At 64.8% G+C, this 7,768-nt stretch carries 5 protein-coding genes; 4 read left to right on the forward strand and 1 reads right to left on the reverse strand.

Annotated features, from left to right (window positions below; translation table 11 throughout):
• Positions 1–108: 108 nt before the first annotated feature.
• The gene (locus tag FNU79_RS18405; protein ID WP_143722256.1) at positions 109–330 is read right to left on the reverse strand and encodes a hypothetical protein; all 222 of its coding nucleotides are present in this window, start codon (positions 328–330) and stop codon (positions 109–111) included.
• 125 nt (positions 331–455) lie between these two features.
• Here FNU79_RS18405 and FNU79_RS18410 point away from each other — a divergent pair, with 125 nt between their 5' ends.
• The 4 genes from FNU79_RS18410 to FNU79_RS18425 all read left to right on the forward strand — a co-directional run bounded on the left by FNU79_RS18410 (position 456) and on the right by FNU79_RS18425 (position 7,608).
• Positions 456–3,929, forward strand: a complete 3,474-nt coding sequence (locus FNU79_RS18410; protein ID WP_143722257.1) for an ATP-binding protein — start codon at positions 456–458, stop codon at positions 3,927–3,929.
• A 208-nt stretch (positions 3,930–4,137) separates the two neighbouring features.
• Complete coding sequence (locus tag FNU79_RS18415) at positions 4,138–6,144, forward strand: DUF3160 domain-containing protein (RefSeq protein WP_225430179.1); 2,007 nt, start codon at positions 4,138–4,140, stop codon at positions 6,142–6,144.
• 10 nt (positions 6,145–6,154) lie between these two features.
• Entirely contained in the window at positions 6,155–7,027 is an 873-nt protein-coding gene (locus tag FNU79_RS18420) for a CapA family protein (protein ID WP_225430180.1), read from the forward strand.
• Complete coding sequence (locus FNU79_RS18425; RefSeq protein WP_143722259.1) at positions 7,024–7,608, forward strand: hypothetical protein; 585 nt, start codon at positions 7,024–7,026, stop codon at positions 7,606–7,608. Before FNU79_RS18420 ends, FNU79_RS18425 begins: the two co-directional genes overlap by 4 nt.
• Positions 7,609–7,768: the final 160 nt, after the last annotated feature.

Here is a 7,768-nt window from a genome sequence, read left to right on the forward strand (position 1 = left end):
TCACCGCGCGGATGGAACCGCCGCAGATCGCCGTTACCGCTGGTGTGAGGCAAAAAAGAGCCCTGATCCCGGTGTGGCATCAGGGCTTGCTCAGTGAGCTTTAGAGACTTAACAGTCTGGCGGGTTGTGGAGGATGCGCTTGATCACGCCCGCCAGGGCGCTGCTGAATTGAGGAGTGAGGCTTATGTCTGCCGTGGTGGGCTGGAGATTGACCGACAGGGCCGTGAGGTTATGCGGCACGGAAGCGGGCACAGAGTTGGCGAGAGAGGTGCTGCCAGCAGCAAAGCTGAAACTCAGGATCAAAACGGTATTCATCAGGGGACGGTTCATGGTGTTCTCCTTGTCAGTCTTCAGGCTCGGCCCCGAAGCTGAACAGAGCTTAGAAACCAAGCCGTAACCGCTGCGTCACCGGAGAGGTTTCGCCTGACCGAAGTGTCATAATCCTTCCAATCTCTATGCCTCCTTCAGATTTACTCGAATTTAAGTTGTTGGGTGTTCCAGCGCTCAACCTGGGCCGATTAGAGCTGACGCCTTCGGTTCGCAAAGGGCTGGGCCTGCTGGCTTACTTGGCGCTGGAAGGCCCCACTGATAGGCACAAGTTGGCCGATCTGTTGTGGACGAACCTGACTGAGAGCGACGCCCGCCGCAATTTGCGTCAGGAATTGTGGCGACTTCAGCGCTCACCGCTCTCGGCGTGGTTGGACGTCAAAACTGAGCGTGTGGGCCTTACGACGAACGTGTGGATTGACGTGAACGACTTTCATCAAGCCCTGGCCACCCACGACCTCGGCCGCGCCCTGGCCGGATACGGCGGACCGCTGCTGAGCCGCTTTGAGTTGCCTGGCGCGGGGGGCTTTGAAGACTGGCTGGCTGAGCGCCGGGACGGTCTCACAGCGCTGTGGAAAGATGCGGCCCAGCGTCACGCCGCCGAGCTGGAACGCGCAGGCGATCTGCGCGGCGCACTGGGTTTGCAAGTGCAACTCCTGCAAGACGACGAGTTTCAGGAAGTCCATCAGCGCGAAGCCATCCGGCTGCAACTGGCGCTGGGCGAACGCGCTGCCGCCCTGAGCCGCTACGAGCACTACGCCCAGATGCTCAGGGGTGAGCTGGGCCTGGAACCGCTCCCGGAAACACGGGCGCTGATCGCCAACTTGAATGCGGCTGCGCCGCCTGAGCCTGCCGCTCCTGCCCTCAATCCGGGGCAACGCCTAGAGCTGCCGTTGGTGGGCCGCCGCGCTGAGTGGGCCATGTTGCAAGAGGCTCCAGCCGCCCTCACGGTCGTAGTGGGCGAGGCGGGTATCGGTAAGACGCGGCTGGCGGGGGCGTTCGCCTCCACCTTCGGCGCGGCGCTACACCTGCGGGCTTTTGAAGTGTCGCTGCACACGCCGCTCTATCCTGCCGCCGAGGCACTCAGGACAGCACTGACTGATGCCAGAAGCCGCGAACGACTGACCGCATTGGACGGGTTGTGGCGCACGGAAGCGGCCCGGCTGGTGCCGGAACTCGATCCCGCTGCCTCTAGCGCCTTTCAGCCTGATGGACGTGCCCGCTTTCTGGACGGCGTCGCGCGGGCGCTGATCTGCGCCGCCGGTGTGGACGGCGTGCTGGTCTTTGACGATCTCCACTGGGCCGACCCGATGACCTTGGAACTCCTGCTGCATCTGGTGCGCCAACCTCCAGAGCAGCGCCCACGCTTGATCGCCACGGCGCGGGCACAGGAACTCGCCGACCATCCGGCCCTCAGCGCGGCCCTGGGCAGCCTGGAACGTGAGGGACATCTGTGCCGCTTGCCCCTGACTGGCCTCAGCGGGCCAGACGTACTGAATCTGGTTCAGGTGCTGTCCGGCAGTTCGTCGGCCCAACTGTTCTCCGCACGGCTGTTCGAGGCGACTTCCGGCCACCCGCTGTACCTGCTCGAAAGCCTGCGGCACCTCTTCGACACGGGCCTCTTGCAGCAAGCGCCAGACGGTTCGTGGAGTACGCCCTTTGACGGCGTGACACGCGATTACGCTGAATTGCCCCTCCCGCACAGCGTGCGTGAGGCCACCGTGCAGCGCGTCAGTCACCACGGCCCGGCGGCGCGGCGACTGCTGGAGGCGGCCAGCCTGTCAGAAGACGGGTTTGGGTTGGACGATCTGGCTCCGGCCCTCTCGCTCTCCGACTGGGAAGCGCTGGAAGCCCTGGAGCGGCTGCTGGGGGCCGGATTCCTTCAGCGCACGCCCACCGGGTACGGCTTCTCGCATGATCTGGTGCGGCGGGTGCTCCAAGAGGAACAGACGCCCGAGCGCCGCCGCCTGATTCACCGCAAACTGGCTGAGCGATTGGAGCAGACGGGTGGCCCCGCCAGCCGGGTGGCCCGTCATCTTGAGGAGGCCGGGCAAAGAGCGCAGGCTGCGGGCTGGCGCGTTCGGAGCGCTCAGGACGCGGCGCAGCTCTACGCCCACCGCGTGGCCCTGGGCCAGTACCAGATGGCGCTCGACAACGGTCTGACGGCGCGGGAAGCTTACGACGTGCGTTTGGCCCGTGCCGAACTGTTCAGAGCGCTGGGCGAATTGCCCGCCCGCGAAGCTGAGCTGACGGCCCTTCAAAGCCTGGCCGAGCATCTGTCTGACAGCGACCTGCAAGCCGAACTCAGCTTGCGCTGGATCATCTTCTTTCTGGACGCCGGGTACTACGCGCAGGCCCATACAGCGTCCCAGGCGCTGCTGAGTCAACACTTGTTGCTGGAGCAGCAAGCGGCGGCGCTCAGGTTGGCGGGCTTTACCCTTGGGAGGCTCGGACGGCACCGTGAGGGAGAAGACCTCCTGACCCAAGCACTGGCCCTGCCTGGTGAGCGCTCCGCGCTGCTGTTGGCCCAGCTTCACAACGATCTGAGCAATCTCACGCTCGAGCGCGGCGACCTGCCACTCGCCCGTCAGCACAATGAAGCGGCGCTCAACGGCTTTCGGGCCGACAGCAACGCCCGTGCCGTCGCCATTGCGCTCAATTCCAGCGCACGCATCGCTCACAGCAGCGGCGATGAGGGGCTGGCACTGCGCCGCCTGGAAGAAGCGCTCAGCGCCGCCCGCACCACCGGCGACCTTCACCTGCAAGTGATGTTTCTCAACAACATGGTGCGCCTTCAGGTCGATCATGGCCACTTGGAGCAGGCACTTATTGCCTTGAATGAAGGGCTGGCCGTTTTGCCACAGCCGCGTGACCCGGTGCACGAGGGTCTCCTGCGCAGCCGCGCTGCCGATGTCTACCGGCTCAAGGGTGAACTCGGTCAGGCGCTGGAACATGACCTTCTGGCCATTGAGCTGGCTGATCAGATCGGTGCGGTGGCGGTACAACTGACCCGCCGCATTCACCTGGCGCGATTTTTGCTGCAACTCGGTGACCCAGAAGGGACTGAGCGCTGGCTGGGACAGGCCCGTGACTTCCACGGCAGTGGCCAGGAGCCGCATCTGCTTCTGGAAATCGCCCACGCCGAACTGGGACTGTACCGGCGACAGGGTTCAGCAGTGCTGGGACGCTTGGAGAATCTGCTGGCTCAGCAGGGCAACAGTCAAGGCGATGACTGGAGCTGGCTGACTCTCCTACGCAGCGCCGCGTATCTAGCGCTGGGGCGACCTGACGCAGCGTTGGAGGCATTGCCCGTCCCGCTTCAACGGCCTTCGCTGCAGGCGCTTGAACTCGGCATCCGTCTCCATGCTGAGGCCAACCCGCACGCTCAAACTGAGGCCCGCGCCCTGCTGGCATCTAGTCGACTCGCGCCGCTGGAGGCGCTGGCCCTGACCCGCAGTCTGCTCGCAGCGTCGGCTCCGGCGGAACAAAGAAGCCTTGAGAAGGACCATCAAAGACTGCACCTTCAGTTGGCCGCCAGTTTGCCAGCTGACTTACGGCCTCATTTTGCCGAGATGTCTTTGCTCAGCAAACCAAGCTGTTAATGGGAGTGGGTCAGGAGAGAACGGTAAGCAGTTTGCACCTGGAGTGTCGTTTACGCTCAGGACGCAAGGCCCGCTCTCGGAGTATTTCTTGATCCAAGAATTTCCATTCTGAATTAAGCTGCCACCCGGAATCTAATGCCAGCTACACCTCGTGTACTGTATGGAGACCATGACCCCTTCCCACTCGATCGCAGCCCTAACCTGTCTCGTGACCCTTTCTACTGGCGCGGGGGGGGCGGCCTCCACGCTGCCGGTCAACCTCGGTGCGCTCAGCAACCCCGGCCTGCTCAGAGGCAACCCGGACCTGGGGTTGCCTGCCTTGAACGCGGCGCAGCGCACGGCTCTCGCCCGTCAGGGCTTTGTGATCACGCCCGCCGGGTGGCGGCAGTTCGACGCGGTGTATGAGGCCACCCGCTACGCCGAGCAGCCAGTCTTCGTGACCACGGACTCGGTGCTGCATATCTACCACCTCGTCTTCGACAAAATGCTGCGCGACCTGGAACGCGAGACGCTCGCACCGACGGTCCGGCAGCTCACAGCGCGGCTGGTGGCAAGCGCGCAGCGGCAACTGAAGGCGCTGGGCGGCACGCCTCTGGAAGAAGACGCGCGGCGGGCGCTGGCTTATCTGGCAGTAGCGCAGAAACTGGCAGATCCAGCAGCTCCAGTTCCGGTGGAAGTCGCGGCGCTGGTGGCAGCGGAACTGAAACTGATCGACGCCCACGCCGGGATGGCGTCCTCGCCCATCTTCGCGGCTTCAGAGATGCTGGAAGATTACTCACAGTATGTGCCGCGCGGCCACTACACCCGCTCCGAGACACTGAAACGCTACTTCCGCACGCTGACTTGGCTGGGCCGCATGAACCTGCGGGTCACAAAGCCCGGCGAGACGCGCACGGCGGCCCTGATCACGCACCTAATGACCGGAGACGCGCAGGCGCAAAAACTGTGGGCAAGGGTGTACGATCCCACAGCGCTGCTGATCGGCGCGGGCGACGACCTGAACTACCGACAGTACGCACAGGCCCTCCAAGCGGTCACAGGTGGGAACATCCGCAAGCTGGGCGATCCGGCCACCCTGGAAGCGTTCCAGGCCAGTCTCGCCAAGTTGCCACCGCCGCGCGTCAACAGCGTCTTCGTGGTGGCGAAACCCGGCGAAGGCGCGGACGTTCGCCAGCGCGAGACGCTGGGTTTCCGGCTGATGGGGCAGCGCTTCACGCTGGACGGCGCGGCGCTGCAACAGCTCATCTACCGCGAGGTCGGCACCGAACAAAAGCCCCGCACCCTCCCTCGCGGGCTGGACCTGCTCGCCGCCATGGGCAGCGACCCCGCGCTGAACGAGCTGCGGACACTGGGCGACGCGGCCTACGCCAACTACGGGCCGCAGATGCAAAAGACCCGCACCCAGTTCGCGGTGCTGCAACCCGCCGACTGGAACGCCAACGTCTACAGCGGCTGGTTATACGTGCTGCAGGCGCTGGCGAAACCGGAAACGCGGGACAGCCGCTATCCGGCCTTCATGCGGACCCCGGCGTGGACGCGCAAAGAGATGCTCACCGCGCTGGGATCGTGGACCGAGCTGCGGCACGACACACTGCTGTACGCTAAGCAGGTCATGGTCGAGATGGGTGGGGGCGAGGAACCCGAACACCCGCGCGGGTATGTGGAGCCCAACGTCCAAGTCTGGACCCGGTTGTTGGCGCTCGAAACCCTGACCCGCCACGTGCTTACCAATCAAAAGATTCTTTCCGAGCGCACCGATAACAACTTGACGGAACTCCGCAGCATGCTGGAGTTTCTGAAAACCGTGAGCGCCAAACAACTGACCGGACAGCCCCTGAGCCGCGACAGTTATGACCGCATCCACTTTTTCGGCGGCTGGCTTGAGCAGCTCAAAATTGCCAGCACCGATCCCGAGGGTGGCGATGACGGTGGTACGCCCTCCTTCGACGAGCAGCCCTACGCGGGCGTGGTGGCAGACGTGGCGACGGCGAACGGTGTGGCTCTGGAGGAGGGCACCGGCACCATTCACGAGTTGTACGCCGTCGTGCCGGACGGGCGCGGCGGGCAGCAGATCGCGCGGGGCGGGGTGTATTCGCAGTACGAGTTCACAGTTCCTGTCTCTCAGCGCCTGACCGACGAGACGTGGCGGGCGCGGCTGAAAGCGGGGAAGCTACCCCCGACGCACCCGTGGCTGGACGGTATCGTGGTGAAGTGAGGACGGTGACGTGAAGGCCAGCGCCACGCTGCTGTCTGTCCTCGGCCTGCTGGCCCTCACTTCTGGCGGGCGGGAAGACCCGATACCGCTGACGTTCGCGCTGGTGGGGGACGTGAGCGTGGGGCGTGGAGTGGCTCAGATCAACGCCGCAGACTGGAGCGCTGCTCTTTCAGATATTCAGGCGGCGCTCAAGGCCGACGCCACCTTCGGCAACCTGGAATCCCCTCTGACCACGCAGCCTCATCAAGGAAGTGGCCTGGATTTGCGTGCACCGCCTGCCGGGGTGGCGGCCCTGGCTGCATTCACCCATCTGGGTGTAGAGAACAATCACGCGCTGGACGGCGGCGTAACGGGACAGACGCAGACACGGACGGTGCTTCAGAAAAACGGTGTGACCCCGGTGACGCGCGGGCTGATTGTAACGCGGGTGCGCGGCGTTCCCGTCGCCTGGATCGCGTTCTTTGACGACGACTACACACCGCCCCCCATGGCCGCCATCCGGGAGGGTGCACGGCGAGCACAGACAGTGGTGGTGGGCGTTCACTGGGGAGCGGAATATGGTCCGGTCACGGCGCGTCAGCGCTGGCTGGCCCACGCGTTGGCCGCAGCGGGGGCAGACCTGATCGTAGGCAGCGGGCCACACGTCCTGCAAGGCCACGAGCGGATAGGTAACACCCTGGTGCTGTATAGCCTGGGCAATCTGCTGCTGGATCAACCTTACCCGGACGCGCGGGTGGGGGCAGTGGTGCGGGTCACGCGGGAACTGGCAGGCTGGAGCGCCTGCGCCGTTTCCACCCGCTACCGGGCAGGCCGCGTCTCGTTCGCCAACGGAGAGGAGCGCCCCCGGATCCTCGCCCGGCTGGGGCTGAGGGGCTGCGGGTGAAGCCCTTTCTGCCCGCATTGCTGCTGATCGGTGTAGCGCTGGCCGGTGGGGGTAAGGGCGGCTGGTACACGCTTCGGGCAGATGGCACGCTCATTTCTACGGGGGCGCTGCGTCCTCCCTTGCCCTGCCCTCCTCTGAAGCTGCCGAAGTCCTGGGACGTGCGCTCTGAGGTTTACGCTGACGTGACGGGTGACGGCAGTCCCGAATGCGTCCTGGCCGTGTGGCGGCCCTGGCACGACTGGCCGATCACGCGCTGGTCTTCTTCCGGCTCACCTATCACTGCCAACCACGATGCACGCGGCGATAGTGCCCACGTCGCGGTCCTTAAGCCTGGGCCGGGCGGCAACTACCGTGATATCTGGGTGGGCAGTGCGCTGCTCCAACCTGTCACGGCCCTGACCGTGCTGCCGGACGGACGGATGGTCACGCTGGAGGGCCGTTACGCCAACGGACGGAACGCGTCATCCGTGGCCCTGAGCGAGTGGAGCTGGACCGGTTTCGGCTTCCGGCTGGAACGCCGCTTGCTGCTGAGCGCCAAACAGCTCAGCATCAACGCTACCGGGCAACTCGCCGTACGTTGACGGGAATGGTGCCGTGGGATTAAGGGCAGGGCAACCTTACTTTCGCTCGACTCTTACGCGCTTGAGGGCTGTCCCGGGCGGGACAGGCTGATCTACCGCTGGGGGCAGCACCGTGTTTTTTTACCCAGCACGAGAGTCACCTCTTCGCCAGAGCAATGGG

Origin of the sequence: Deinococcus detaillensis, from assembly GCF_007280555.1 — a bacterium.
Lineage (GTDB): Bacteria > Deinococcota > Deinococci > Deinococcales > Deinococcaceae > Deinococcus > Deinococcus detaillensis.

Coding starts and splice junctions, on each gene's coding strand:
- FNU79_RS18405 (WP_143722256.1), bottom strand. CDS start 330: ATGAACCGTCCCCTGATGAATACCGTTTTGATCCTGAGTTTCAGCTTT.
- FNU79_RS18410 (WP_143722257.1), top strand. CDS start 456: ATGCCTCCTTCAGATTTACTCGAATTTAAGTTGTTGGGTGTTCCAGCG.